Source organism: Marinobacter confluentis, from assembly GCF_004785685.1.
Lineage (GTDB): Bacteria > Pseudomonadota > Gammaproteobacteria > Pseudomonadales > Oleiphilaceae > Marinobacter > Marinobacter confluentis.
This window is the reverse complement of sequence record NZ_SRPF01000003.1, coordinates 493,123-518,302: the sequence shown is the minus strand read 5'-3', so window position 1 is coordinate 518,302 and position 25,180 is coordinate 493,123. Positions and strand designations below refer to the sequence as shown.

The 25,180-nt window shown below is 57.3% G+C and carries 26 protein-coding genes; 1 reads left to right on the top strand and 25 read right to left on the bottom strand.

Annotation, left to right across the window (positions count from 1 at the left end):
* Positions 1-12 precede the first annotated feature (12 nt).
* The 25 genes from E5Q11_RS12870 to mnmG all read right to left on the bottom strand — a co-directional run bounded on the left by E5Q11_RS12870 (position 13) and on the right by mnmG (position 23,375).
* Complete coding sequence (locus tag E5Q11_RS12870; RefSeq protein WP_135803813.1) at positions 13-843, bottom strand: ATP-binding cassette domain-containing protein; 831 nt, start codon at positions 841-843, stop codon at positions 13-15.
* Complete coding sequence (locus E5Q11_RS12865; protein WP_135803812.1) at positions 840-1,748, bottom strand: alpha-D-ribose 1-methylphosphonate 5-phosphate C-P-lyase PhnJ; 909 nt, start codon at positions 1,746-1,748, stop codon at positions 840-842. Before E5Q11_RS12865 ends, E5Q11_RS12870 begins: the two co-directional genes overlap by 4 nt.
* Entirely contained in the window at positions 1,745-2,866 is a 1,122-nt protein-coding gene (locus E5Q11_RS12860) for a carbon-phosphorus lyase complex subunit PhnI (protein ID WP_135803811.1), read from the bottom strand. Before E5Q11_RS12860 ends, E5Q11_RS12865 begins: the two co-directional genes overlap by 4 nt.
* A complete protein-coding gene (gene phnH / locus E5Q11_RS12855; protein ID WP_135803810.1) occupies positions 2,866-3,471 on the bottom strand; it encodes a phosphonate C-P lyase system protein PhnH in 606 nt (201 codons plus the stop codon). Before phnH ends, E5Q11_RS12860 begins: the two co-directional genes overlap by 1 nt.
* Entirely contained in the window at positions 3,464-3,961 is a 498-nt protein-coding gene (phnG, locus tag E5Q11_RS12850) for a phosphonate C-P lyase system protein PhnG (protein WP_135803809.1), read from the bottom strand. The genes phnH and phnG overlap by 8 nt, the downstream gene beginning before the upstream one ends.
* Complete coding sequence (locus E5Q11_RS12845) at positions 3,958-5,193, bottom strand: alpha-D-ribose 1-methylphosphonate 5-triphosphate diphosphatase (protein WP_135803808.1); 1,236 nt, start codon at positions 5,191-5,193, stop codon at positions 3,958-3,960. The genes phnG and E5Q11_RS12845 overlap by 4 nt, the downstream gene beginning before the upstream one ends.
* Before the next feature lie 12 nt (positions 5,194-5,205).
* Complete coding sequence (gene phnE, locus E5Q11_RS12840; protein WP_135803807.1) at positions 5,206-6,030, bottom strand: phosphonate ABC transporter, permease protein PhnE; 825 nt, start codon at positions 6,028-6,030, stop codon at positions 5,206-5,208.
* Positions 6,023-6,823: a phosphonate ABC transporter ATP-binding protein gene (locus E5Q11_RS12835; RefSeq protein WP_191964478.1), complete on the bottom strand. Its 801-nt coding sequence runs from the start codon at positions 6,821-6,823 to the stop codon at positions 6,023-6,025. The genes phnE and E5Q11_RS12835 overlap by 8 nt, the downstream gene beginning before the upstream one ends.
* Before the next feature lie 84 nt (positions 6,824-6,907).
* Positions 6,908-7,804, bottom strand: coding sequence for a phosphate/phosphite/phosphonate ABC transporter substrate-binding protein (locus E5Q11_RS12830; protein WP_135803806.1), 897 nt, complete (start codon positions 7,802-7,804; stop codon positions 6,908-6,910).
* 115 nt (positions 7,805-7,919) lie between these two features.
* Positions 7,920-8,387, bottom strand: a complete 468-nt coding sequence (locus E5Q11_RS12825) for a hypothetical protein (RefSeq protein WP_135803805.1) — start codon at positions 8,385-8,387, stop codon at positions 7,920-7,922.
* A gap of 83 nt (positions 8,388-8,470) precedes the next feature.
* Entirely contained in the window at positions 8,471-10,309 is a 1,839-nt protein-coding gene (gene glmS / locus E5Q11_RS12820; RefSeq protein WP_135803804.1) for a glutamine--fructose-6-phosphate transaminase (isomerizing), read from the bottom strand.
* A 51-nt stretch (positions 10,310-10,360) separates the two neighbouring features.
* On the bottom strand, positions 10,361-11,725 hold the full coding sequence (gene glmU / locus E5Q11_RS12815) for a bifunctional UDP-N-acetylglucosamine diphosphorylase/glucosamine-1-phosphate N-acetyltransferase GlmU (RefSeq protein WP_135803803.1): 1,365 nt from the start codon (positions 11,723-11,725) through the stop codon (positions 10,361-10,363).
* 141 nt (positions 11,726-11,866) lie between these two features.
* Entirely contained in the window at positions 11,867-12,289 is a 423-nt protein-coding gene (locus E5Q11_RS12810; RefSeq protein ID WP_135803802.1) for a F0F1 ATP synthase subunit epsilon, read from the bottom strand.
* A 36-nt stretch (positions 12,290-12,325) separates the two neighbouring features.
* The gene (gene atpD / locus E5Q11_RS12805) at positions 12,326-13,726 is read right to left on the bottom strand and encodes a F0F1 ATP synthase subunit beta (protein ID WP_135803801.1); all 1,401 of its coding nucleotides are present in this window, start codon (positions 13,724-13,726) and stop codon (positions 12,326-12,328) included.
* Positions 13,727-13,781: 55 nt separating this feature from the next.
* Positions 13,782-14,642, bottom strand: a complete 861-nt coding sequence (atpG, locus tag E5Q11_RS12800; RefSeq protein WP_135803800.1) for a F0F1 ATP synthase subunit gamma — start codon at positions 14,640-14,642, stop codon at positions 13,782-13,784.
* A gap of 68 nt (positions 14,643-14,710) precedes the next feature.
* Positions 14,711-16,255, bottom strand: a complete 1,545-nt coding sequence (atpA, locus tag E5Q11_RS12795; protein ID WP_135803799.1) for a F0F1 ATP synthase subunit alpha — start codon at positions 16,253-16,255, stop codon at positions 14,711-14,713.
* A gap of 28 nt (positions 16,256-16,283) precedes the next feature.
* Positions 16,284-16,820, bottom strand: coding sequence for a F0F1 ATP synthase subunit delta (locus E5Q11_RS12790; protein ID WP_135803798.1), 537 nt, complete (start codon positions 16,818-16,820; stop codon positions 16,284-16,286).
* 12 nt (positions 16,821-16,832) lie between these two features.
* The gene (locus tag E5Q11_RS12785) at positions 16,833-17,303 is read right to left on the bottom strand and encodes a F0F1 ATP synthase subunit B (RefSeq protein ID WP_135803797.1); all 471 of its coding nucleotides are present in this window, start codon (positions 17,301-17,303) and stop codon (positions 16,833-16,835) included.
* A 92-nt stretch (positions 17,304-17,395) separates the two neighbouring features.
* The gene (gene atpE, locus E5Q11_RS12780; RefSeq protein WP_027830230.1) at positions 17,396-17,623 is read right to left on the bottom strand and encodes a F0F1 ATP synthase subunit C; all 228 of its coding nucleotides are present in this window, start codon (positions 17,621-17,623) and stop codon (positions 17,396-17,398) included.
* A 54-nt stretch (positions 17,624-17,677) separates the two neighbouring features.
* Positions 17,678-18,532 carry a F0F1 ATP synthase subunit A gene (gene atpB / locus E5Q11_RS12775; RefSeq protein ID WP_135803796.1) on the bottom strand — a complete coding sequence of 285 codons (855 nt, stop codon included), beginning with the start codon at positions 18,530-18,532 and terminating at the stop codon, positions 17,678-17,680.
* 15 nt (positions 18,533-18,547) lie between these two features.
* Positions 18,548-18,940 carry an ATP synthase subunit I gene (locus E5Q11_RS12770; protein ID WP_135803795.1) on the bottom strand — a complete coding sequence of 131 codons (393 nt, stop codon included), beginning with the start codon at positions 18,938-18,940 and terminating at the stop codon, positions 18,548-18,550.
* A 151-nt stretch (positions 18,941-19,091) separates the two neighbouring features.
* Positions 19,092-19,961: a ParB/RepB/Spo0J family partition protein gene (locus tag E5Q11_RS12765; RefSeq protein ID WP_135803893.1), complete on the bottom strand. Its 870-nt coding sequence runs from the start codon at positions 19,959-19,961 to the stop codon at positions 19,092-19,094.
* A gap of 59 nt (positions 19,962-20,020) precedes the next feature.
* The gene (locus E5Q11_RS12760; protein WP_135803794.1) at positions 20,021-20,815 is read right to left on the bottom strand and encodes a ParA family protein; all 795 of its coding nucleotides are present in this window, start codon (positions 20,813-20,815) and stop codon (positions 20,021-20,023) included.
* Positions 20,816-20,832: 17 nt separating this feature from the next.
* The gene (gene rsmG / locus E5Q11_RS12755) at positions 20,833-21,480 is read right to left on the bottom strand and encodes a 16S rRNA (guanine(527)-N(7))-methyltransferase RsmG (protein WP_135803793.1); all 648 of its coding nucleotides are present in this window, start codon (positions 21,478-21,480) and stop codon (positions 20,833-20,835) included.
* An 8-nt stretch (positions 21,481-21,488) separates the two neighbouring features.
* Positions 21,489-23,375 carry a tRNA uridine-5-carboxymethylaminomethyl(34) synthesis enzyme MnmG gene (gene mnmG / locus E5Q11_RS12750; protein ID WP_135803792.1) on the bottom strand — a complete coding sequence of 629 codons (1,887 nt, stop codon included), beginning with the start codon at positions 23,373-23,375 and terminating at the stop codon, positions 21,489-21,491.
* Positions 23,376-23,878: 503 nt separating this feature from the next.
* Between mnmG and E5Q11_RS12745 the strand changes: the two genes are divergently transcribed.
* Complete coding sequence (locus E5Q11_RS12745) at positions 23,879-25,153, top strand: EAL domain-containing protein (RefSeq protein ID WP_135803791.1); 1,275 nt, start codon at positions 23,879-23,881, stop codon at positions 25,151-25,153.
* The last annotated feature ends 27 nt before the right edge of the window (positions 25,154-25,180 follow it).

The following is a 25,180-nucleotide window of genomic DNA, read 5'->3' as shown; positions in this document are numbered from 1 at the left end:
AGAGACGATTCCTTAAAGAGCAGAGGCGACCAAGCGCTGGGTGTAGGCGTGCTGGGGGTCTTCCAGCACCTGATCGGTCAGGCCGCTTTCGATCACCTGCCCGTATTTCATCACCAGCGTTCGCCCTGCCAGCAGTCGTATAACGCCCAGATCATGGGTGACCACTATCATCGCGGTATTCAGCTCATGCTGGATTTCAAGTATCAGGTCCAGAATGCGGGCCTGTACCGAGAGATCCAGCCCGGTGGTCACTTCATCCAGCAACAGCAACGGCGGGCGGGTCGCCAGGGCCTTGGCAATCTGTACACGCTGTTGCATGCCTCCGGAAAACCGGCGTGGGGATTCATCCATGCGCTCGCCCAGCACTTCCGTACGAGTCAGCAGATCCCGGGCCCGCTGGCGGATGCTGCCGTAATGCGCCACGTCGCTCATCAGCAGGCGCTCGGCGATATTGCCGCCCGCGGACACATTGAAATTAAGGCCAAGGTTGGGGTTCTGGTACACCATGCCGAACCGGTGATTACGCAGCCAGCGCTGGCGGGCGGCATTCAGGGAAAACAGATCCAGCTGCTGGTCGCCATCGAAGAAGCGAGCTTCACCGGCGCTGGGTTCGGCGTCGAAAAACAGGGTTTTCACCACAGTGGATTTGCCGCTGCCGGACTCACCCACGATGCCGAGTATCTCGCCCTGGTGAAGGTCCAGACTGACATCCTGGGCAGCGACCACGGAGCCGCAGCTGACACACACATTGGTTTCCGCCTCTGGTCCGGTGTTTTCGGAACACAGCGGGCAGCCCGGGCCATGAATCTTGGTGAGCCCCCTTACTTCCAGAATTTTTTTCATGACCGGACCGCCCCGGATCCGGCACTGTCGCGCCGCGCGCACCGGTCATTGCAGTAACCGGTATCAGAGCACTGCCAGTGGTGCGACCCGTCGGGGTGCATGATCTCATCCAGATAGGAGGTGCTGCTGTCGCAGCGGTCACAATGGCGCCGGGTACCCTGATGATCCAGAAAAGCCTCGGTGCGGAAGGCAACGTCTTCAAAGGCCAGCGGAACCGCATCGGTAAACGGTGGTACCGCGTATACCTTGCGCTCGCGCCCGGCACCCAAAAGTATCAATGCGGCGGACTGGTGCATTTTGGGCACGTCAAACCGGGGGATCGGGCTGGAATCGATCACATAGTGTCCGTTGAGGCGAGTCGGATAACGGTTCGATATCGCGATTTCGTCAAACTGGACAATGTCTTCATAAAGCTTGGTCAGAAGCGACGCATAGTCGCTCTCGCCGTGCATGATTTTCCGGCGAGCCTCCGACGGCTCGACAATCGCCAGCGGGTCCGGGGTTGGTACCTGAAGTACCAATATCTGGTTGGCAGTCAGGCGATCTTCCGGTATCCGGTGGCGGGACTGGATGATATTGGCCTCGGCCGCGCGCTCAGTGGTGCTGGTGCCAGGGCAGGTCAGCTCTACAAACTGTCTCAGGTTAACGGCATTCACGGAATCATCCGCGCCCTGGTCAATCACCTTAAGGGTGTCACCAGCCCCAAGCAGAGACAGCGTCAGCTGCAGTCCACCGGTGCCAAACCCTCGCCCCATAGGCATCTCACGGGAGGCATAAGGGGTCTGATACCCGGGAATCGAGATGGCCTTGAGAATGCTGCGCCGTATTTCACGCTTGGCAAATTCATCCAGGAAGGCAAAGTTGTAGCTCACCTCATCAACAGGCAGTTCGTAACTGTGGTTCATGACTCGACTCCCTGTGCCGGTGTGTGCGCGGCGTCCTTTTCCTGGGTGGTGCGCAGGCGGTCGACTTCCGACTGAAAGGTGACGTAGTGAGGCATTTTGTAGTGGTTGGCAAAGCCCATCGAGTCAACACCATCCACATGGAGCAGCACAAATTCCGGGTCTTCCGACGGGCTCTCAGGCCCGTGCTGCATGCCTTTCTGCAACGCCCGGTCCAGAATGGCCATAGCGATGGCCTTCACCTCGTTGTGGCCGAAACAGGCGCCGTAACCCAACGAGAACACCGGGGGTGCGTCGGTTTCATCGGATTCCTGGGTAGCCACAACCTCGCATTCGGTCATCAGGACTTCACCGGCCTCGGTCGGTTCGCCGGTCAATGGATGCGGCAGCATCACTGGCACGTAGCCTACCCGGAGCTCGGCGATGGTGGGGTGAACATTGCCGTAGCCGCGTACGTTGGAATAGGCCAGTGCCAGTAGCGAGCCGGTTTCAGCCCGGGCCAGGGTAGCCAGGGCAGCCGATCGGGGAACCGGAAAGACCAGTGGCTCGCGGGTGATGTCAAAGGGGATATCCGGTCTGTCCGGCTGCGGTGGCAACAGGCCTTCTTCACGCAGGGCATTAACCACTTTCGGGAAGCTGTCGGGAAGATCGCTGTCGGCGATGTCCCTGATGAACTGGCGTGACACTTTGCGGAAGGATTCGGGTGATTCGTCGACAAGATCCAGCCGGAGTAGGCGCAACGCATAATCCATGGTCGGCCCCAGCATCTGGCCTCCCGGGATATCCTTGAACGCACTGGATATGCGCCGGATAAGCCGCATATCCGTGGTGGACTGGACCGGGGTTTCCATCAACCTGGGCCTGGTGGAACGATAGGCCCTGAGCGCAAACGACGCTTCCAGCGTGTCACCCTGCATCTGCTTGATCGCCAGGGCGGCAAGCCGCGGATGATACAGGCCACCCTCAGACAGCACCCGCGATGTCAGCAGGCGCAATTGGTGTTCAATGGAGGCCAGCGGCAACGATGCCCCGGCATCGCCCTCGGCAGTGCGAAGACTCTCTACGGCCGTGTGTGCACCGGCAATGGCCTTGCCGCCTCCTTTGATGGCAACGTAACCCATCAGTTCGCCCCCGTGTCATCAATCACTGTGGTACGTGGCAGCGCCAGGCATCGGTGTTGATCGGTCAGTATCAGATCAACACCCAACGGAAAACCGCTGCACCATTCATTTCGGGCGCTCAGCCAGGAGGCATCCAGGCCGCCCACGCTGATCTTCCGCGATTGCTCGATACCGGGCCCTGAAAGTCGCCAGCACTGGCCCTCGCCCTCGCCATCAACAAGTGAATCCACAATCACCACCACCGTGGCTCCGGCCTCAGGTGATTCCAGGGTGCCCAGCCGGGGCGAAAAGCCGGGGTCAAGATCCCCCCGGGCGATTACATAACCGGCCCGCTCCGGATCCGTCAGAGGTGCATTGAGTCGGGTTCGCGTCAGGTCACTTAACAGCTGGTACGGGTCTGAAAGAGTGGTTTCTGCGTCCACCAGTGTGGCCAGGATGGCTACCGCACTATCGGCATCCGCCAACCAGACTGATTGACCGGGGTAACTGAAAGCCGTGAGCAGCGAACGAAACAGGGCCTGCTGCATGACCGGCTGCCAGAACCGCAGAAGATCTGACCCACTATGCATCGGCCGGGACCGTTCGAGGGTTGATGAATCAGGCATCGTCGTCTTCCTCAGACTCGCCCAGTGGCGAGAAATTGACCCGTGTGGTTTCCAGTAGCGCTTTGCGCTCTGTCGCCTGGTCCGCAAGGATTTTTCGACCCTTTTGCAACAACGGAAATATGCGCCCGTGTCCCGATAATTGATTTGCCAACACCGCATCCAGCACGGCAATGGCCCGGGCTAGACTGGCCCGGTCGTCCATCACCTGGGCAGCGCCCTCAGCCTGTGTTCCGTCCTCCAAAATAATTCGGACCCGGGCTGTGGCCAATGGTATTTCACCCGGAAAATAGCGTTCGCCCAGCGCTCCGTCACGAATTTTCATCAGGGCCAACCCTGACTGGGGCAACTGCACGTCCTCAATCCGGAAAGTCTCTTCGAACTGTTCTGCGGCCGCTCTGATTTCTCTTGAATCGAGAGCAAGCAGACAGCGCGGCCATTGGTGGCGGGGTACTGGTGCCAGCTGATCACTCGCCTGCCCGGTCACTGTCATGACGCCACCATACCCGCAGCTTCGGCAGCCTGTGCGGGCCTTCGCCCCTGACCATCACGCTGATACACCGCAGCGCCGTTGATAAACGTTGCCTGCAATGAAAGCGGCGAACCATCCAGTGCGCTGAGCAGCAGCAGGTCAGCGTCATACCCCGGGGCAATCTGCCCTTTCCGGTCGCCCAGGCCAGCCGCACGGGCGGGGTTTTCACTGACCATTTTCCAGGCGTCGGCCAGCGACAGGAGATTGTGCTGGGCGGTTACAAACGCTGCTGCATACAGGCTCGGGTAGTGGTAGTCGCTGCACAGAATGTCCACCAGGCCTGCATTTATGGCATCCCGCACACTGATCGCCCCGACATGGGAGCCGCCGCGAACCAGGTTGGGTGCACCCATTAGTACCGAAATACCGGAATCGCGACTTTCCTGGGCGGTCTCAGCATCCATGGGGAACTCTGCAATGGCGGTTCCAAGCTCCACGTTGCGGGTAACGTCGTCCAGGCCATGGTCATCGTGGGAAGACAGGCTGACGCCGGATGCCAGGGCCAGCTCGGCCAGCGCCCGGGTCTGTTCTTCGCCCAGTTCCCTCCGACCCTGAAGGTTACGCAGGAATTCCTGAGTGGTGTCGTCATCCATAGTGACGCGGCGCTGGAGCCCGGCAAGATATCGTTTCACCGCACGCTCATTATCGAGCTCCGGCAGGTGGTCATTAAGTGACAGCATGTGAATGCGGCCATCGCGAAGCCACTCGCTCAGCTCATCATGGCCTTCGGTATTTACTTTCTCGTGGCGAATATGCACTTTTGCCTGGCAGCTGAACCTGGGCATCAGCTCTTCCAGAGCCAGCAACAATTTGCGCACGGTATCCCGGCTACGGGGACCGGGCTCAAAACCATCGGTAATGCTGTAATAGAAAGTGGTGATCCCGTTGGCTACCAGACTGGCATCGTTAGCAGCAAGCGCCAGCTCAAGCGGGAATAAAGTCCCCGCACGGGGTGTGATATGGCGTTCAAACGCGTCACCGTGCAGGTCAATGATCCCCGGCAGGAGATATCCGCCATTGGCGTCAATTACCCTGGCATCGCCCTGTACAACGTCTTTGCCAATGGCAGTAATCACGCCGTCTGTCACCTGCAGGGAGGTGTCGTTCTGCCAGCCATCAGACAACAGCAGATGCACGTTGGTGATGACCAGCGTGTTGCCGGAATCCGGGTTTTTCTGTGTGGACCTCTTCATAACATTTACTTCCTATCGAATCTGGTTCAGGAGACGTTCGCGCAGTCGGGAGGAGAAGTGCTCGACGATGTAGACCAGGATAAAGATCGCGAAAATAATGAACGCGGCCTGGTCATAACGGAACATTTCCATGGAAACCGCCAGTTCGGCGCCAATACCCCCGGCACCCACCAGTCCAAGTACAACTGACGATCGCACGGCTTTTTCAAGGGAGAAAAGACCGGTATTGATCATGCTTGGCAGGGCGCCGGGTATTTGCACCACCGCGATACGGTCCAGGGGTCGGGAGCCGATGGAATCCAGCGCTTCGGACGGGCCCGGATCCACTTCCTCAAACGCCTCTGCAAAAAAACGGCCGCAGAAGCCGATGGTGTCGACGATGATGGTCAGGGTGCCCGCAAACGGGCCAAGGCCAACGGAAACCACGAAAAACAGGGCCCACGCGAGATCCGGCACCGTACGCACAAAACTGATAATTGAACGGGTTACATAGCGCACGATGGGGTGAGGCGACGTATTCCGCGCCGCCAACAACGCCATGGGGATACTCAGAATCACGCCAATGACCGTACCCACCAGTGCCATCTGGAAAGTAACCAGTATGGCTTCAAGAATTGGCTGGGCCCGGTCCGTTGCCGGTGGAAACATCTCACCAACAATGGTGCCCATATTGGGCAGCCCCTGAATAAGGCTCTGCAAAGACATGCCGGCGCCCGCCAGTGACCAGAGAAAAAATCCCAGGAACAGCGCAAAAAGACCGCTGCTTAACCAGGATGGTCGCTGGAAGCGATCACGTAATACCGATGATGCCGGGTGGATCGGGCTGGGCTCAGGCATAGAATTCTCTCAGGCTTGCCGCGCTCTCGGAGTGGCTGGCACTGTCCAGCTGGAGTTCGGATGAACGCAACCCCAGAATGCGGTCCGCGTAATGCAGGGCATGCTCGACATGGTGGGAAACGAAGAACACCGTCAGATTGCGCGACCGCGACAGCCGGCCAAACAGGTCCATCACCAGCTCACCGGATTGCGGATCAAGACTGGCCGTAGGTTCGTCGGCGAACAGTATCCGGGGTTCCTGCATCAGCGCCCGGGCGATCGCCACACGTTGGGATTGGCCTCCAGATAGTTGGTCACAGCGCTGGTAGGCGAAATCAGCCAGTCCCACCTGTTCAAGGCAATCCAATGCGCGCTGGCGATCTTCCTGCCGCGCGAAGCTTTGAGCCCAGTTTCGCGGCCCGGAACAATGGGCGAGATTGCCATGAAGCACGTTGGTCAACGCCGACAATCGCGGCACCAGGCAGTGCTTCTGGAACACAAAACCGACCCGGTTGCGCGCCTTTTTCAGCGCCCTGCCGGATTTGCTGGACAGGTCCTCACCGGACAGACTGACCTTGCCGCTATCGGGCTCAATCAGCCTCACACAACATCTGAGCAGGGTACTTTTGCCCGCTCCGTTGGCACCTATCAAAGCAACTGACTGACCTTCATTGATGCTGAAGCTCACATCACGGAACACCGATTTTTCAGTACCTTTGAAGTGTTTTGACAGACCTTCGACCTGAAGCGAGTCTGATAACACCGAGGGCGCGACCGGACCGTGTTGTACGAGAGGTTGGGCGATGGGATTCATAGCGAGTGTCCTGGAAAACGAAATATCTGAAATAGATCAGGCGGGGTCGCTAGCTAACGACCCCGCCTGTAAGGATTTGGGCGATCAATCGCCAACAAAATCAGAGTATTCCGGGTAGCCAATTGTGGCGTACATGGACCTTACGTAGTTGTAGTCGCTGTCCTTGATATTGCTGATAAAGCGCATGCCTGTATATTTGTCGACGTCTGTACCGCCGCCGTTAACAATCGCATTGATCAGTTCATCAGAGTGGTTGACGAAACCGTCGCGCAGGCGTTCGATCTGCTCATCAGTAACATGGCTGCCAGCCATCAGCAGGTCATTAGGTAGGTCCGGCCCGCGGGCAATGACGCGGAAGGCGCCGGGCTGAAGGCCACCGTTTTCCATTTCCTGGGCACGCAGACGACGGAACTCTGTGTGGTTCATGCCGACCGCAGCCGCATCACCACGCTTGAGAGATTCCCACAGAACCGGAACCTTGGTATGAACCAGTTCCAGATCTTCCATTGGAGTGATACCGCCGTCTGCCAGGGCCTGAATAGGTCCAAGGTGACGGGAGGTAGAGCCAACGCTACCCATGGCGACGCGCTTGCCAACCAGGTCTTTAACATTGGTGATTCCGGAATCCGCCAGTGTGACGATGACCGGGAAATAGTCAGGGCGGGAAAATCCTACAACGACTTTTGCATCAGCGCGGTTCTGCATCACCACGTATTCCGCAGGGCCTGTAAGCACGAAATCTACCTGCTTGAAGCGCAGGGCCTCGACGGCAGCTGTGCGATTGGTTACCGGTGTGAATTCAATATCGTAGCCAGTGACTTCGGAAAGTTTGTCACGGAAAGCGCCGAATTCGCGCTGCAATTCTTCCAGACCTACCAGGTCAGTGACTGCCAGACGGACGGTTTCGGCATTTACGGAAGGAACCGCAAAGGACAGGGAGAGAAGAATGAAGCCTGAAAGGCGCTTTAATTTTTTTAACATGATGGGTGCCTCCATAATTTAAGAGACACCAACGTAGCCGTGTTACATGACGGTTAGGCGAACAGAACATGAACAATCCGTGAACAGTTAGTGACAGCCCACCGCCAGTACTTCATCAATGAACCACACGCACTCGACAACTCCGGCTCTGGCCAATTGGTAAAGCCCGCCAATCTAGGTGTTTCAGGAAAAAATCGGACTGGCGCCCGGTGTTCAACAATACCTCAACGCAGTCTTTAACCTGCACACGCTGAGGCAAAGTCAGGTGGGTGGGGTCAGAAGGAAGACTGTCGAGCGCGCGATAGAACACCTGCTCAGCGGCCGAACGCTCGCCCAGATCTGACAGCACGCGAAACACCAGAATGGCGGACAGCGTCAATTCCGTGTGCATCTGGGGTTGTTCACCCTGTGGGTGCAGACAGGCAAGATCAAACGCGCTGCCGACCAGGGATACAACATCACGCCATTCGCCGTTCTCGATCATTGAACGGGCACTTTCCATCCAGAACAGCCAGAGATCGTGACGTTCCTTCAGGGGAAGTTCCGAAAACTGGTTGCGATGAGCGGGGCACAGAAAATCCATAACAGTCTCCTTGTCTCTTAATACAAATGATAATAGTTATCATTAGTGTCAGATACAAGGAAACTGAGTGATTAATTCATCAATTATTCGACAGTGACACTCTTGGCCAGATTACGGGGCTGATCCACATCGGTGCCTTTCAGCACGGCCACATGGTAGGACAGTAGCTGTAGCGGAACCGTGTACACGATCGGTGCTGTGATGGCATGAACGGACGGCACTTCCAGGACGTTCAGGCCTTCCTCGCCGCGCACACCGGCGGCCTGGTCCGCAAACACGAACAGTTGGCCGCCACGCGCCCGAACTTCCTCGAGGTTGGATTTCAGTTTTTCCAGCAGGTCGTTGTTCGGCGCCACAGTGACCACCGGCATTTCACTGTCGACCAGGGCCAGGGGACCATGCTTCAGCTCGCCAGCCGGGTAGGCTTCGGCATGGATGTAGGAAATTTCCTTGAGCTTGAGCGCACCCTCCAGAGCCACCGGGAACATGGCACCACGACCCAGAAACAGGCTGTGGTGTTTGTCCATGAACGACTGGGACATCTCGGCGATCTTGCCGTCGAGCGCCAGCATCTGCTCAACCTGCCCTGGCACCATGCGGATGGCCTGAACAATTTCCGCCTCGCGCTCCTCGTCCAGGCCGTTATGGCGTGCTAACGCCAGGGTAAAGATGAGCAGCGCGGTCAGTTGGGTGGTGAACGCCTTGGTGGAGGCGACACCGATTTCCGGCCCGGCCTGGGTCATGATCACCAGATCGGATTCGCGCACCAGGGAGCTGCCGGGTACGTTACAGATGGCCATGGCGGCGCGGAAGCCGGCTTTTTTGGCCTGGCGCAGTGCGGCCAGGGTATCGGCAGTCTCACCGGACTGGGAGATACACAGGAAGAGGGTGTCCTGCTGGATGACGTGTTTACGGTACCGAAACTCAGAGGCCACCTCGACGGAACAGGGCACGCCTGCAAGATCCTCAATCCAGTACCGTGCCACCATGCCGGCGTGATAGCTGGTGCCGCAGGCAATGATCTGTACGTGGCGGACGTTTTCCAGCAGATTACCGGCCTTGGTTCCCAACGCCTGTTCAAGTACTCGGGTCTGGGTAATGCGGCCTTCCGTGGTTGCCTGGATCACCCGTGGCTGTTCGTAGATTTCCTTGAGCATGAAATGCCTGTATTCGCCTTTTTCTGCGGCGTCAGCGTTATGCTCAAAACGGGTAACCGGCCGGTCAACAGGATTGCCGTCCCGATCATGAATCTGGGTGCGGTTCCGGCGAATATCGGCAATATCGCCTTCTTCCAGGAACATGAAACGGTCAGTGACGGGCAGCAGAGCCAACTGGTCAGAGGCAATAAAATTCTCGCCAATTCCAACGCCAATCACCAGGGGGCTTCCCTCCCTGCAGACCACCAGATGGTCTGGCTCGTCGGCATGGACCACAGCCAGGGCGAAGGCGCCCCGGAGATGGTTGATGGCGGCCTTGACCGCATCATACAGGCTGTTGATGTCAGGCTTCCGGTACTGCTGTTCGATCAGGTGTGCGACCACTTCGGTATCGGTCTGGGACGTGAACTCGAAACCGTCGGCCTTCAGTTCCGTTCGCAATTCCTGGTAGTTCTCGATGATGCCGTTGTGAACAATCGCCAGCCGGTCACCCGACATATGCGGATGAGCGTTAATCTGTGAAGGCTCGCCGTGAGTCGCCCAACGGGTATGTGCGATGCCGGTGTTACCTGTCAGTGGGGTCTCGGCGACGGCCTCAGCCAGGGCCGCTACCTTGCCGAGTTCCCGGGCCCTGTTGATGGTTTTACCGGCATCGATAACCGCCATACCGGCCGAGTCATAACCACGATATTCAAGCCGGCGCAGGCCCTCGAGCAAAATACCCTGAACGTCCCTTTCTGACACTGCCCCTACAATTCCGCACATAAGACTTGCACCTGTAATGAATTTACCGGCCAGATGGCCAAATGGTGACGACTACTTCTTCACTGGGCGCTGCCAGTTCGGGATGTTCCGCTGTTTACCACGGGCCACGGAGAGCTCTTCCGCAGACACGTCCCGGGTGATGGTCGACCCTGCCCCGATGGTAGCATTTTCGGCTAGCGACACGGGGGCGACCAGTGATGTATTGGAACCCACGAATACGCCGTCAGCGATGATGGTCTGGTGTTTATTCGCCCCATCATAATTGCAGGTGATGGTTCCTGCACCTACGTTCACATTACGGCCAAGTGACGCATCGCCCACATAGCTGAGGTGGTTGATCTTGCTTCCCTCGCCAACGATGGCTTTCTTCGTTTCCACGAAATTACCCACCTTGGTGTAGTCCGCCAGTTCAGTGCCCGGTCGTAAACGGGCAAACGGGCCTATCTGCACATTCTGGCCAACAACCGCGCCGTCAATCACGGAGTGGGCATCGACATGCGTGTTAGCGCCGATGTGGCAATTACGCAGCACACAGCCCGCCCCAATGCTGACCCCGGTCTCCAGGGTGACGCGGCCTTCAAACACCGCATTGATATCAATTAACACGTCCGGGGCGACGGTGAGTTCCCCGCGGACATCAATTCTCGCCGGGTCAGCCAGGGTGGCGCCTTCCGTCATCAGGCGCTGCGCTTGCTGCTGCTGGTACCAACGCTCAAGCTCGGCCAGTTGGACCCGATTGTTCACTCCCTGTACTTCAAACTCGTTCTCAGGCTGGGCGACCTCAACGGATACGCCGGCGGCGTTTGCCATGGCAATGACGTCAGTCAGGTAATACTCACCCTGAGCGTTGGCATTGGAAAGTCTGGGCAACCAGGTTTTCAGATGCGCTGCAGACACCGCCAGAATGCCGGTGTTGACCTCGTTGATGGTCTTCTGCTCGGACGTCGCGTCTTTTTGCTCAACAATTGCGGTGACCTTACCCTCTGCGTCGCGGATAATCCGACCGTAACCGTCCGGGTTTTCCAGGGTCACAGTCAACAGCCCGATCGACTGTTCACTGACCCGGGAGACTAATGTCTCCAGAGTACCCTTCCGTGTCAGCGGCACATCCCCGTAAAGGATCAACACCCGTGCATCGTCGGGCAAATCTGGCAGCGCCTGGGCAACTGCATGCCCGGTACCCAGTTGTTCGTGCTGCATGGCCCACTGCACATCGTCCGCCTGGGTAATGGCGCGAACCTGATCCGCTCCATGACCAATCACACCGTGGATACGGGCCGCACCCAGCTGTCTGGCCGTGTCCATTACATGGTGAAGCATTGGCTTACCGGCGATCCGGTGCAGAACCTTTGGCAAGGCCGACTTCATACGGGAGCCCTGGCCGGCGGCCAGGATGACTACGTGCAACGGATTCATAAATCGGGCTCCGGGTGGGTCTTTCTGGGTCTCAATAAAAAAAGCCGCCCCTTGATGAACGACGCAGCAGACGATCTGCTGTGCGCCATCCGTTCAGGATGCGGCTTTCTTGGTCAGGTGGCGAACAGTCCAGAAATGGAATTAACGGACTTTGTTGCGCAACTTCTGAATGGTTCGCAGCTGGGCAGCGGCTTCTGCAAGCTCTGCGGCAGCACGCGAATATTCAAATTCACCTGTTTTGTTTGCCAGTGCCTTTTCGGCTTCATTCTGGGCTTCCAGCGCCGCGGCTTCGTCCACATCCTTGGCACGAACTGCTGTGTCAGCCATCAGGGTAATAAGGTTGGGCTGCACTTCCAGATAGCCTCCGGACACGTACAGAATTTCCTCTTTCCCGTCCTGCTTGACGATTCTGACAGCGCCGGGCTTCAGCGCCGTCAGCAGGGGCGCGTGCCCATACTGAATGCCCATCTCACCCTCGGTGCCGGTCGCGGTAAGCGTCTCGACCAGCCCGGAGTAGATCTTTTCCTCGGCACTCACGACGTCACAATGTACGGTCATAGCCATTTCTGATGCCTCTTCGGTCTGAAAACGAAGGAAGAATTACTTCTTCTTCGATTCCTTCTCTTTCATGGCCTTCGATTTTTCAATCGCTTCTTCAATGCCGCCGCACATATAGAACGCCTGCTCAGGCATGTCATCGTAATCGCCGTTCAGAATACCTTCGAAGCTGGCAATGGTCTCTTTCAGAGACACGTACTTACCGGGTGAACCGGTGAATACTTCCGCTACGTGGAACGGCTGCGACAGGAAGCGCTCAATCTTACGGGCGCGGGATACGGTCAGCTTGTCATCTTCTGACAGCTCGTCCATACCCAGAATCGCGATGATGTCCTTCAGCTCTTTATAGCGCTGCAGTACGTTCTGTACACCACGGGCCACATCATAGTGCTGCTGGCCGATGGTCAGCGGGTCCAGCTGGCGCGAGGTGGAGTCCAGCGGGTCGATCGCCGGGTAGATACCCTTGGAAGCGATGTCACGGCTCAGTACCACGGTGGCGTCCAGGTGCGAGAAGGTGGTTGCCGGTGACGGGTCAGTCAGGTCGTCCGCCGGTACATAGACCGCCTGGATGGACGTGATGGAACCGTTCTTGGTGGAGGTAATACGCTCCTGCAACTCACCCATCTCCTGGGCCAGAGTCGGCTGGTAACCTACTGCTGATGGCATACGGCCCAGCAGTGCAGACACCTCGGTACCGGCCAGGGTGTAACGGTAGATGTTGTCCACGAACAACAGTACGTCACGGCCCTCGTCACGGAACTTCTCGGCCATGGTCAGGCCGGTCAGTGCTACCCGCAGACGGTTTCCGGGAGGCTCGTTCATCTGGCCATAGACCATCGCTACTTTATCAAGGACGTTGGAGTCCTTCATTTCGTAGTAGAAGTCGTTACCTTCACGGGTACGCTCACCAACACCGGCGAATACTGAAAGACCGGAGTGTTCTTTGGCGATGTTGTTGATAAGTTCCATCATGTTAACGGTCTTACCAACACCGGCGCCGCCGAACAGACCCACTTTACCGCCCTTGGCGAACGGGCAGATCAGGTCGATAACCTTGATGCCGGTCTCCAGCAGGTCGGCAGACGCCGCCTGATCCGCATAACCCGGTGCCTTGCGGTGGATAGCCCAGCGCTCTTCTTCGCCGATCTCGCCCTGCTCGTCGATGGGACGACCCAGAACGTCCATGATGCGACCCAGAGTCTGGGTGCCCACGGGCACGGAAATCGGCTTGCCGGTATTGTCGGCTTTCAGGCCACGCTTGAGGCCTTCGGTGCTGCCCATGGCGATGGTACGTACAATGCCGTCGCCCAGCTGTTGCTGAACTTCCAGAGTTGTCTCACCACCTTCAAGCAGCAGTGCGTCATAAACGCCCGGAACGGAGTCACGTGGAAATTCCACGTCGATAACCGCGCCTATGATCTGAACGATGTGTCCGCTACTCATGCTCGGTTCCTCGTTATCTTGATAGTCAATAAAACCAGTAGGATTGTGGGCAGGATCAGACCGAAGCCGCGCCGCTCACAATCTCCGAAATTTCTTGCGTAATAGCTGCCTGACGCGCTTTGTTGTAGGCCAACTGAAGCTCGTCAATGATGCTGCCCGCGTTATCTGTCGCGCTCTTCATGGCAATCATCCGCGCAGCCTGCTCGCAGGCCAGATTCTCCACCACTCCCTGATACACCTGGGATTCGATATAACGTGGCAGCAGCCCATCAAGGATGGGACGTGAATCAGGCTCGTAGATGTAATCCCACTGGTGACCGACTTCCTCGTCCAGGCCTTCCGGCAGAGGCAGAAGCTGCTCAGATTTCGGGGTCTGGGTCATGGTGTTCACAAACTCGTTGTAAATCACGTAGAGACGGTCAATCTTTCCGTCTTCAAACGCATCAAGCATGACCTTGACGTTACCGATGAGCTTCTCTGCGCTGGGGTTGTCACCCAGGTGAGTCAGGGCGGCAACCACGTTTCCGCCGTAACTGCGGAAAAATGAAGCACCCTTTTGCCCGATGGCGCAGAGATCAGTCTCAACGCCCTGTTCTTTCCACTGCTTCATTTCACGCACGAGCAGCTTGAACGCGTTGCCGTTCAGGCCACCGCAGAGTCCCCGGTCTGAGGAAACCACGATATACCCCACACGCTTCACGTCGCGCTCACGCATGAACGGATGCACGTAATCCTTGTTGGACTTGGCGATGTGTCCGATTACCTGCCGCATCTTGTCCGCATAAGGGCGGGTCGCCTTCATGCGTTCCTGAGCCTTGCGCATCTTGCTCGCCGCCACCATTTCCATGGCGCTGGTGATCTTCTGCGTGCTCTTGATGCTTCCGATCTGATTGCGTATTTCTTTTCCTGCGGCCATAAGTCACTGCCTTTTCAAGTTAGACACTCATGTGGACCAGAAAGCCCGCCACCGCGGGCCGTCTGTGATTACCAGCTCTGAGTGGTCTTGAATTTCTCCAAAGCAGCTTTAAGGCCGGCTGCGACGTCATCGTCGAACTTGCCTTCGGCGCCGATCTTGTCGAGCAGGTCTTTCTGCTCAGCGCGCATCCAGTCCAGAAGCTGCGCTTCGAACTTGACGACATTGTTCACTTCGACGTCGTCCAGGAAGCCTTCGTTTGCTGCGAACAGCACGGTGCCCATTTCGGCCACCGACAGCGGGCTGTACTGGTTCTGCTTCATCAGTTCGGTAACCCGCTGACCGTGCTCAAGCTGCTTACGCGTGGCTTCGTCCAGGTCTGATGCGAACTGGGCGAATGCCGCGAGTTCACGATACTGGGCCAACGCCAGACGGATATTACCGCCAAGCTTTTTCATGATCTTGGTCTGGGCGGAACCACCGACACGGGAAACCGAGATACCGGCGTTCATCGCCGGACGGATACCCGAGTTGAACAGGTTGGTTTCCAGGAAGATCTGGCCGTCAGTGATCGAGATCACGTTGGTCGGAACGAACGCGGAAACGTCGCCGGCCTGGGTCTCGATGATCGGCAGAGCCGTCAGGGAACCGGTTTTACCTTTCACTTCGCCGTTGGTCAGCTTCTCAACTTCTGCGGCGTTGATCCGGGAAGCACGCTCCAGCAGACGGGAGTGCAGGTAGAATACGTCACCCGGGTAGGCTTCACGCCCCGGCGGACGACGCAGCAGCAGTGAAATCTGACGATAGGCGACAGCCTGCTTGGACAGGTCATCATAAACAATCAGGGCGTCTTCACCGCGATCGCGGAAGTATTCGCCCATGGATGTACCGGAGTAGGGTGCCAGGAACTGCATGGCAGCGGGATCAGCCGCACCGGCAGCGACCACAATGGTGTGGTCCATGGCGCCGTGCTCTTCCAGCTTGCGAACAACCGCCGCAATGGACGACTGCTTCTGGCCGACAGCCACGTAGATACATTTGATGCCAGTGTTCTTCTGGTTGATGATCGCGTCGATGGCGACGGCGGTCTTACCGATCTGACGGTCACCGATGATCAATTCGCGCTGACCACGACCAACCGGCACCATGGTGTCGATGGCTTTCAGGCCAGTCTGTACTGGTTCATCAACGGACTGACGTGCGATAACGCCCGGCGCTACCTTTTCTACCGGCGAGGTCAGGGTGTTACCGAGTTCGCCCTTGGCGTCAATGGGGTTACCCAGGCCGTCGACAACCCGACCCAGCAGTTCCGGGCCAACCGGAACTTCAAGAATACGGCCGGTACAACGGACTTTCTGGCCCTCGGCCAGATCTTCATAGTCACCCAGTACCACGGCACCGACAGAGTCGCGCTCAAGGTTCAGTGCCATACCGAAAGTGCCGTTGGCAAATTCGATCATCTCACCGTACATAACGTCGGCGAGGCCGTGGATCAGTACAATACCGTCGGAAACCGACAGGATCGTACCTTCGTTTTTTGCTTCTGAAGAGATATCGAGTTTTTCGATTCTCTTCTTGATGATGTCACTGATCTCGGATGGATTCAGTTGCTGCATGCCTTTGTCCTCAAACCTTGTGCTGAAATCAGGAGCCCATAGCCCTGGCCAGTCTGGCCAGCTTGCCACGAACCGAAGCGTCGATAACCAGGTCGCCTGTACGTACCATCACCCCACCGATCAGAGACTGATCTACCGAGGTTTCAAGCTCTACCTTGCGCTCCAGCTTCTTGGACATTGCGTCAATCAGTTTCTGCTGCTGTTCGGCAGTCAGCTCGAAAGCGGTGCTGACTTTCAGATTGACCGTACGCTCGAGTTCCGCACGATGAAGTCTGAATAATTCCGAAACCGCAGGCAGAAGACCCAGGCGCTTGTTTTCAGCAAGAATCAACAGGAAGTTTCTGAGTGCTTCCGGCAGGGGCTCTTCAAAACAGTCTGCGAAGAGCTCCGCTTTGCGCTGCTCAGACAGGCCCGGATTGGCCAGAATGTTCTTTACCTCTTTGTCGGCCGCAACCGTTGCAGCGAAAGCCAGGGCCTGATCGTAGAGATCAACGGCCTTCTGGTCCTGCGCAGCATCAAAAACGGCTTTCGCGTAGGGTCGGGCTAACGTAATCAGTTCTGCCATGATGACCCTCGCTTAGAGTTCTGCGGCCAGCTTGTCCAGCATCTCGCTGTGAGCTTTGGCATCGACAGAGCTTTCCAGAATCTTTTCCGCACCGGCAATGGCAATGACCGCCACTTCTGCCCTGAGTGCTTCGCGAGCCTGAACGCGCTCCTGTTGAATTTCCGCCTTGGCCTGTTCAATGATTTTCTCGCCTTCTTTGCGAGCATCATCCTTGGAGGCCTCTACGATCTGGGCGGCACGCTTGTTCGCCTGATCAATCAGGGCTGCCGATTCTTCTTTCGCTTTCTGCAATTCTTTGGAGGCTTTTTCCTGCGCAAGTTCAAGATCGAGTGAAGCCCGATCTGCGGCAGAAAGGCCGTCGGCAATTTTCTTCTGGCGCGCTGCCATGGCTTCGGTAATCGGAGGCCATACATATTTGACGCAGAACCAGACGAAAATAGCGAAGGCAATCGATTGCCCTATTAACGTAAGGTTTATATTCACGGCGGTGTACCTCTTGCTATTCGTTGCATCCCGGTGTCCGTAAAACCGGGCGCGGCTCCATCACAGGAGCGTGGCGCCCGCTTTGCGGCCGATTAACCAGCAACAACGAAGATCAGGTACATCGCGATACCAACACCGATCATGGGAACGGCGTCGAGCAGACCCGCCATGATGAAGGCTTTGGTCTGGAGCTGGTTGCCAAGCTCTGGCTGACGTGCAGTGGACTCAAGCAGCTTGCCACCAAGCAGACCAAAACCGATGCCAGCGCCCAGTGCGCCCAGTCCGATGATCAGTGCAGCTGCAATAAATACCATTTCCATTGAAGACTCCTCAGTTTTCTCAGATAGTTAAGGGTTTGTTTATTGAATCGTTTGTCAGTGATCTTCGTGCGCGGCGCTGAGGTAGACCACAGCCAGCGTTGTAAAGATAAAGGCCTGCAACGTCACTACCAGGATGTGGAAGATGGCCCAGGGAACGTTCAGGGTCCATTGGATCCACAAGGGTAACAGCGCAATCAGGATAAATACGACCTCACCGGCATACATGTTGCCGAAAAGTCGCAGTGCCAGACTGATTGGCTTGATGATCAGCGCCAGAATCTCAAGAATCAGGTTGAAAGGTACCAGTGACCAGTGATTGAACGGCGTAAAGGACAGTTCCTTGGCGAAGCCGACCGGGCCCTTGACCTTGAAGCTGTAGAACAGGATCAGGAGGAATACACCCAGAGCGATACCGAAGGTGCCGTTGGGGTCGGTAGTTGGCACGATCTTGAAGTATTCCAGCCCCATGGCGTGGGCAATTGATGGGATATAGTCCACCGGAATCAGCTTCAATGAGTTCATCAGGAATATCCAGACGAACATGGTCAGCGCCAGGGGTGCGATGATCGGATTCTTGCCGTGGAACACGTCCCGAACAACGTTCTGGATAAACTCGATGGTCATTTCCACAAAGTTCTGCAAGCCGCTGGGCGTGTCCGTGGTCGCTTTCTTGGCCACAAAACGGAACAGACCCAGGAACAGCAGGCCCATTGCGATGGACCAGCCCATGGTATCTACGTGAACCGCCATGAACCCCATGTCCATGGCCTCCTGGCCGGTGCGTGCCATGGTCCAGGTTGCTTCTTCCACAACCGTGCCGTCAGCGCGCTCGTAACCGGCCGGCAGTTTGCCGTAGGTCAGATTCTGTAGGTGGTGCTTTATATACTCTACTGGGGTTTCAGCTGCCATACTGCTCTCGTCCAGTCATCGCTGTGGTTGCGGCCGGATGAACCAGCGCATCAGCGGGTTCAGCACAACCATCACAGCAAAAGTGAATAACAGAGCCAGTACGTGCACGGGCTCTATTAAGATGAAAACGGCCGTGAAAAAAACGGCGGTCAGAGAGAGCTTGATCGACTCTGCTCTGAACATGTCGCCCACCATCAGGTTCGCCTGCCGCGAACCCTCGTGCCGGTACATCCGGTGGGCAAAATACGCGTTTGGTATGACAAAAATAAGACCGCCAATCACGGCGGAATAACCTGCCAAACGGCTTTCCAGACTCCATCCGAGCGCCATTACCAGAATCAGACCCAGTTCAATTGCCAGCCATTTCAGCAAGGGCAAGCGGGTTATTCGATATCTGGTTTTAGGCATGGAACCGGCCTGACAAGGTTTCTGAAAACTCAACCTGTGTATTTCGCCAGCAAGCCTACGGAGTCAATGCAAGCGCGCGAAATTATATGTGTTTACCGATAGGTGTTCAATAGAGCGGGCTGGAAAATCTGTTGAAAAAATAGACAGCATGCTACTTGATATGACCCAAGATACCGTCCAGCTCATCCAGTGAGGTGTATTCAATCACCAGTTTGCCTTTGCCCCGCTGTCCGTGGGCAATGGATACCCGGGCGCCGAGGCGTTCGGCCAGATCGTCCTGCAAAGCGCGGATATTGGGGTCAATCTGACCTTTCTGTTTTTTGTCAGGCTTCTGTTGCTGAACCTGACGAACCAGCGCTTCGGTCTGCCGCACAGACAGGGAACGGGCAACCACCTGACGCGCCACCTGCATCTGCTGTTCTGGCTGGAGGGTCAACATGGCCCGGCCGTGGCCCATTTCCAGGTCACCGTGTTCGAGCATAACGCGGACATCTTCAGACAGGCTGATCAGCCTCAGCAGGTTGGTGATGGTGGTGCGGGACTTGCCCACGGCTTCAGCAACCTGGGCCTGGGTCAGACCGAATTCTTCCTGGAGCCGCTGCAGCGCAAAGGCTTCCTCGACCGGGTTCAGGTTTTCCCGCTGAATGTTTTCAATCAGCGCCATGGCAATGGCGGCATCATCCGGAACGTCACGGATGATCGCCGGAATCCGGTCGAGCTCGGCCATCTGCGTCGCCCGCCAGCGACGCTCACCGGCAATCAGTTCAAAACGGCCTTCGGAAATCGGGCGCACAACCACCGGCTGCATCACCCCCTGCTGGCGAATCGAATCGGCCAACTCCTGCAAAGCGGCCGGGTCCATGTCGCGACGGGGCTGAAACCGGCCACGCTGGATCAGATCCACAGGGATTTCACGCAGCTCGCCATCGTGATTCTTCACGTCCTGGTCAAGATTGACTCTGGATCCCTGAAGCAAGGCGCCTAAACCGCGCTCACCCAGTCCTCGTTTCTTCGCCGCCATGGTGTCTGTCATTCGTCCTGATAAGAAGTCGGTCTAGCTGAATGGATCAGTCGGTTAGTCTACACGGCAACCGGCTCTGCTGTCTTTTTTGCACCGTGGCGCCGCACCATTTCGCCCGCCAGTGCCAGATAGGCCACGGCACCCTTGGAGGTGCGATCGTATTTAAGCGCAGGAACGCCGTAGCTGGGCGCCTCGGCAAGCCTGACGTTGCGCGGGATAACGGCACGGTAGACCTTGTCGCCGAAGAATTCGCTGAGCTGGCCGGAGACATCCAGGGTCAGGCTGTTGCGCGGGTCGTACATGGTTCGCAGGATGCCTTCGATCTGCAGTTCCGGATTGACGGTTTCCTGAATCTGTTCAACGGTGTTCATCAACGCCGCCAGGCCCTCAAGCGCATAATATTCGCACTGCATTGGAATCAGCACCGTATCCGCTGCTGACAGGGCATTGACGGTCAGAAGGCTGAGCGAGGGCGGGCAGTCAATCAGGACGTAATCGTAGTTTTCGCGGACCGTGTTAAGGGCAAGTCGCAAACGATGCTCGCGGCCGATCTCGTTCATCAGCTCGACTTCCGCGGCGGTGAGGTCGCCGTTGGCCGGCAGAATATCAAACCCGGAGACCTCTACATGAAAAATGACCTGACCGGCAGTCGCCCGCTTGGTCAGCATGTCGTAGCCGGAAAGCTCCAGGCTGTTCTTGTCGACGCCGCTGCCCATGGTGGCATTACCCTGAGGATCCATATCCACCAGCAGAACACGGCGCTTGATCGCAGCCAGAGACGCGGCCAGGTTGACACAGGTGGTGGTTTTACCCACACCGCCTTTTTGATTGGTCACCGCCATTACGCGCGCCATGACTCGCCTCCTGTGGTTTAAAGCCGGGAATCCGGGCTCCGCCGGACAATCAGCAGGTGCCGGTCACCCTCAGACCCGGGCACAGACAGTGTCTGCTGATGCGACACTTGCCAGTGTTCCGGTAAAGCCGCCACTTCATCATCCGGAAACTGGCCTTTCATGGCAAGGAACTCACCGTCATTTGCCAGTAATTCTCCGCACCAGTTCACCATGTTATCCAGGGCGGTAAAGGCCCGGCTGCTGATCTGCTGGAACGGCTGCGACGGCTGACACTGCTCGGCGCGGCCGTGGATGACTTCGACATTCTTCAGGCCCAGCTCCAGCACGCACTGGGTCAGAAACCGGGTTTTCTTGCTGTTGCTGTCCAGCAGGGTAAAGCGGGACTGTGGGCGCACAATCGCCAGGGGAATGCCCGGCAGCCCGCCGCCGGCACCAACATCCAGCAGATGATCGGTGCTGACAAAGGGCAGAATGCTAAGGCTGTCGAGCAGTTGCCGAGACACCATCTGTTTCGAGTCCCGAACCGCCGTCAGGTTATAGGCGCGATTCCATTTGTTCAGTAGCGCCAGAAAAGCCAGCAGCCGCGCCTGAACCGACTCATCCAGTGCCAAACCCATGTCTGCCAAGCCTTCGGCGAGCTGGCGCTGCCAGAGTGCGTCGCTCATGAGCGCGCTCAGGCGGACTGTTTGCGCAGCAGGTCGCGCTTTTTCAGGTGTACCAGAACCTGGGAGATCGCCGCCGGGGTCACGCCCTGAATCCGCGATGCCTGGGCCACGGTTTCCGGCCGCACGTCTTTCAGTTTCTGGCGGATTTCGTTGGACAGGCCGCCGATCACATCAAAATCCAGATCGTCCGGCAGACGGGTGTTCTCGTTACGGCGCAGACGCTCAATCTCGTCCGCCTGACGAGAGATATAACCCTCGTATTTGATCTCGATCTCTACCTGATCGGCGACGTTCGAATCCTCTGCCTGTCCATCTGCCATATCTGCGATGTGGTGATAGTTGATTTCCGGGCGGCGCAGCAGTTCCGCCAGAGACTGGTCACGGGTCATGGGCTGGCGCAGGAAGCTGTTGGCGGTCTCGCCAGCAGCGGTACCCGGATGAATCCGGGTGGTTTCCAGGCGGTTGCGCTCTGCGGCAATGGCTTCGCGCTTGGTGCTGAAGGCCTGCCAGCGATGCTCGTCCACCAGGCCCAGCCTGTGGCCGGTTTCGGTCAGCCGCAGATCGGCGTTGTCTTCCCGCAGAATCAGGCGGTACTCGGCGCGGCTGGTGAACATCCGGTAGGGCTCGGAAGTGCCCATGGTGATCAGGTCGTCGACCAGCACACCCAGGTAAGCTTCATCACGGCGGGGATACCACGGGTCCTTTTCCTGGGCCTTCAGGGCGGCGTTGATGCCCGCCAGCAGACCCTGGGCACCGGCTTCTTCATAGCCGGTGGTACCGTTGATCTGACCGGCGAAGTACAGGCCCTGGATAAATTTGGTTTCCAGAGTGTGGCGCAGATCCTGAGGGTTCAGGAAATCATACTCAATGGCGTAGCCCGGCCGGGTGATATGGGCGTTCTCGAAACCGGGAATGCTGCGTACCGCCGCCAGTTGGATATCAAACGGCAGACTGGTGGAAATCCCGTTGGGATACAATTCGTTGGTGGTCAGACCTTCTGGCTCGACAAAGATCTGGTGGGAATCCTTGTCGGCAAAACGATTGACCTTATCCTCGATGGACGGGCAGTAGCGCGGACCTATACCTTCAATATTGCCAGCGAACATGGGCGAGCGGTCAAAGCCACTGCGGATAATGTCGTGGGTCTGTTCGGTGGTGCGGGTAACGTAGCAGCACACCTGCTCCGGATGGTCGTCCCGAGAACCCAGGAAAGACATGACGGGCGCCGGGTCATCGCCCCATTGCTGCTGCATGACTGAAAAATCCACGCTGCGCGCGTCCAGTCGCGGCGGAGTTCCGGTTTTCAGCCGCCCGACGTTGAAGGGCAGTTCCCGCAGCCGCTGCGCCAGGGCGTTGGCCGGGGCATCGCCGGCGCGGCCGCCGGCGTGCTTTTCCATACCGATGTGAATAACACCACCGAGGAAAGTACCGGTGGTGAGGACAACCGTGGGCGCGCGGAAGCGGATACCGGACTGGGTCACTACGCCGGTCACTCGCTCGCCTTCCACAATCAGGTCATCCGCCGCCTGCTGGAACAGGGTCAGGTTGGCCTGGTTTTCCAGAATCTCGCGGATGGCCGCTTTGTAAAGCACTCGGTCCGCCTGGGCGCGGGTGGCCCGCACCGCCGGCCCCTTACGGCTGTTAAGAACCCGGAACTGGATGCCCGCCAGGTCCGTTGCCTTCGCCATAGCCCCACCGAGGGCGTCAATTTCTTTCACCAGGTGGCTTTTGCCAATACCGCCGATGGCGGGGTTGCAGGACATCTGCCCGAGGGTTTCGATATTGTGGGTCAGCAAAAGCGTCTGCGAGCCCATGCGCGCAGCCGCCAGTGCGGCCTCGGTACCGGCATGGCCGCCACCAATGACAATGACATCAAAACGCGTTGGATATTCCACAACATCACCTCGGAAAAGCGGGGTAAAAAACGGGTACAAATACAGGGCGCGCAGTATAACGCTTCAATTGCTCAATTACAGTGGGAATGTGCAAAATTTAACCAGCAGGGTCCGTCCGCAAAACCCGAAATTCGACCACTTTCAGCAGCTTGTGCAACTGTGTTCAGAAACGTTTTCAATAAAGTTATCCACACCTGAGCGCCTTTTCAAGGCCCTTGATTTATTCTTTAACTAACTGATTAATAACGATTAAAATACGGTGCTCCCGGTCTTATCCGAAGGTTGTTCAATACTTTATCCACAAGCAGATCCTAAATGCCCGAAATGATTGCGCTTCTTGCTGATATCGAATCAATCTGCTTCAAAACAGTGCAGAAAGTCAGTGGATTTGTGTCGCGACAATCCCTTGACGCCTTATAAACCAGTTCAGCCTCGCATTTTTGACAAAGTGGTACGGAATTCGCTTTGGCGTAGGTCTGTGTCTTTGAGCAACCGAGGGTTGTATGAACCGTGTTATCGATTTTTCACGCTATCAGACAGAGCCGACGGAGCCTGTTGATCAGCGCGATTTTCTCGACGGACTGAACGTGCGTTCGGCGTATCAGCCGATCTTCAGCCCGACCCATCAGAAACTGGTGGGATTCGAGGCATTGGTCAGGGTGGACGATGGCACCCGACCCATATCACCGGTGGCACTGTTCGAGCGCGCCCAGACAACCCGCCAGACTGTCCAGCTGGACAGCTTTCTGCTGCATCGCCACGTGGATAACTTCACCGGCCGGGAAAAACCGGTCTGGCTGTTTCTGAACATCAATCCGGAAACCTGTACCCACCCTATGTCCTCCCTGGACCGACTGGTGGACCAGTGCAACGAATGCGGAATATCGCCGGAGAAACTGGTGCTGGAACTGGTGGAAACCGCCAGCGATAACACCGACGCCCTTATCCAGTTCGTGAATATGGCCAAAGATCGGGGTTTCCGGATTGCCATCGATGACTTCGGCACCGGCGATTCCAACTTTGAGCGCCTGTGGCGGATTGACCCTACCATTGTAAAAATCGATCGCAGCCTGCTGGTCAACGCCGAGCATCATCACCGTGCCCGACAGCTGCTGGAAAGCCTGGTCCGGATGATTCGCGAAAGCGGCAGCCTGGTACTGCTGGAAGGTATTGAAAACGATGCCCAGGCCCGGATTGCGCTGGATACCGAAGCAGATCTTCTGCAGGGTTTCCTGTTTGGAAAGCCCGGGATTGTGGATGACACTGTGATCGCGACACAGGAAGCCGGACTGTCAGCAATGATCGACCAGACCCGGCGCAACCTGCTGCAGGAAAGCTCGGACCACAGCAGCTTCCTGCGACTGTTGCGGTTCGAAATACTGGAAGCCTGCCACCGGCTGGCCCGGGGCGAAACCTTCGCCAATGCCTGTAATGCGGTCTTCGAGATGGGCGGCGTAAAACGCTGTTTCATGCTGGACGCCAACGGCATTCAACAGGGCAACCTGGCATTTGCCGGGCGGGACCGTGCGCCCCAGCGCTTCAACCCCCTTTACCGGTCAGCAGGCGCCTGCTGGTCACACCGGGAGTATTTCCTCAATGCTCTGGAGCGGCCCCAGAGCATCAACTGTTCGCGTCCCTATGTCGGTCTTCCGGATGCCACCAGGACCGTTACCCTGACAACCTGCCTGACGTCAGGTAGCTCGCGGCAGGTGTTCTGTGTAGACATTCACCCGGACGAACTGTTCGGCGGGCAACTCTGCTTTCCGGCGACGCTCTAGCACCTTCCCTCAACGCCTCACGTCATC

Bases quoted from the DNA above. Each gene is read 5' to 3' on its own strand.
- E5Q11_RS12860 (WP_135803811.1), bottom strand. From the start codon at position 2,866: ATGGGTTACGTTGCCATCAAAGGAGGCGGCAAGGCCATTGCCGGTGCA.
- phnG (WP_135803809.1), bottom strand. From the start codon at position 3,961: ATGACAGTGACCGGGCAGGCGAGTGATCAGCTGGCACCAGTACCCCGC.
- E5Q11_RS12810 (WP_135803802.1), bottom strand. From the start codon at position 12,289: ATGGCTATGACCGTACATTGTGACGTCGTGAGTGCCGAGGAAAAGATC.
- E5Q11_RS12825 (WP_135803805.1), bottom strand. From the start codon at position 8,387: ATGGATTTTCTGTGCCCCGCTCATCGCAACCAGTTTTCGGAACTTCCC.
- E5Q11_RS12830 (WP_135803806.1), bottom strand. From the start codon at position 7,804: ATGTTAAAAAAATTAAAGCGCCTTTCAGGCTTCATTCTTCTCTCCCTG.
- glmU (WP_135803803.1), bottom strand. From the start codon at position 11,725: ATGAATCCGTTGCACGTAGTCATCCTGGCCGCCGGCCAGGGCTCCCGT.
- E5Q11_RS12745 (WP_135803791.1), top strand. From the start codon at position 23,879: ATGAACCGTGTTATCGATTTTTCACGCTATCAGACAGAGCCGACGGAG.
- E5Q11_RS12765 (WP_135803893.1), bottom strand. From the start codon at position 19,961: ATGGCGGCGAAGAAACGAGGACTGGGTGAGCGCGGTTTAGGCGCCTTG.
- E5Q11_RS12845 (WP_135803808.1), bottom strand. From the start codon at position 5,193: ATGAAGAGGTCCACACAGAAAAACCCGGATTCCGGCAACACGCTGGTC.
- atpA (WP_135803799.1), bottom strand. From the start codon at position 16,255: ATGCAGCAACTGAATCCATCCGAGATCAGTGACATCATCAAGAAGAGA.
- glmS (WP_135803804.1), bottom strand. From the start codon at position 10,309: ATGTGCGGAATTGTAGGGGCAGTGTCAGAAAGGGACGTTCAGGGTATT.
- phnE (WP_135803807.1), bottom strand. From the start codon at position 6,030: ATGCCTGAGCCCAGCCCGATCCACCCGGCATCATCGGTATTACGTGAT.
- atpB (WP_135803796.1), bottom strand. From the start codon at position 18,532: ATGGCAGCTGAAACCCCAGTAGAGTATATAAAGCACCACCTACAGAAT.
- E5Q11_RS12760 (WP_135803794.1), bottom strand. From the start codon at position 20,815: ATGGCGCGCGTAATGGCGGTGACCAATCAAAAAGGCGGTGTGGGTAAA.
- atpE (WP_027830230.1), bottom strand. From the start codon at position 17,623: ATGGAAATGGTATTTATTGCAGCTGCACTGATCATCGGACTGGGCGCA.
- E5Q11_RS12835 (WP_191964478.1), bottom strand. From the start codon at position 6,823: ATGAATCCCATCGCCCAACCTCTCGTACAACACGGTCCGGTCGCGCCC.
- E5Q11_RS12870 (WP_135803813.1), bottom strand. From the start codon at position 843: ATGAAAAAAATTCTGGAAGTAAGGGGGCTCACCAAGATTCATGGCCCG.
- rsmG (WP_135803793.1), bottom strand. From the start codon at position 21,480: ATGAGCGACGCACTCTGGCAGCGCCAGCTCGCCGAAGGCTTGGCAGAC.
- E5Q11_RS12770 (WP_135803795.1), bottom strand. From the start codon at position 18,940: ATGCCTAAAACCAGATATCGAATAACCCGCTTGCCCTTGCTGAAATGG.
- E5Q11_RS12865 (WP_135803812.1), bottom strand. From the start codon at position 1,748: ATGAACCACAGTTACGAACTGCCTGTTGATGAGGTGAGCTACAACTTT.
- E5Q11_RS12790 (WP_135803798.1), bottom strand. From the start codon at position 16,820: ATGGCAGAACTGATTACGTTAGCCCGACCCTACGCGAAAGCCGTTTTT.
- phnH (WP_135803810.1), bottom strand. From the start codon at position 3,471: ATGCCTGATTCATCAACCCTCGAACGGTCCCGGCCGATGCATAGTGGG.
- atpG (WP_135803800.1), bottom strand. From the start codon at position 14,642: ATGGCCGCAGGAAAAGAAATACGCAATCAGATCGGAAGCATCAAGAGC.
- atpD (WP_135803801.1), bottom strand. From the start codon at position 13,726: ATGAGTAGCGGACACATCGTTCAGATCATAGGCGCGGTTATCGACGTG.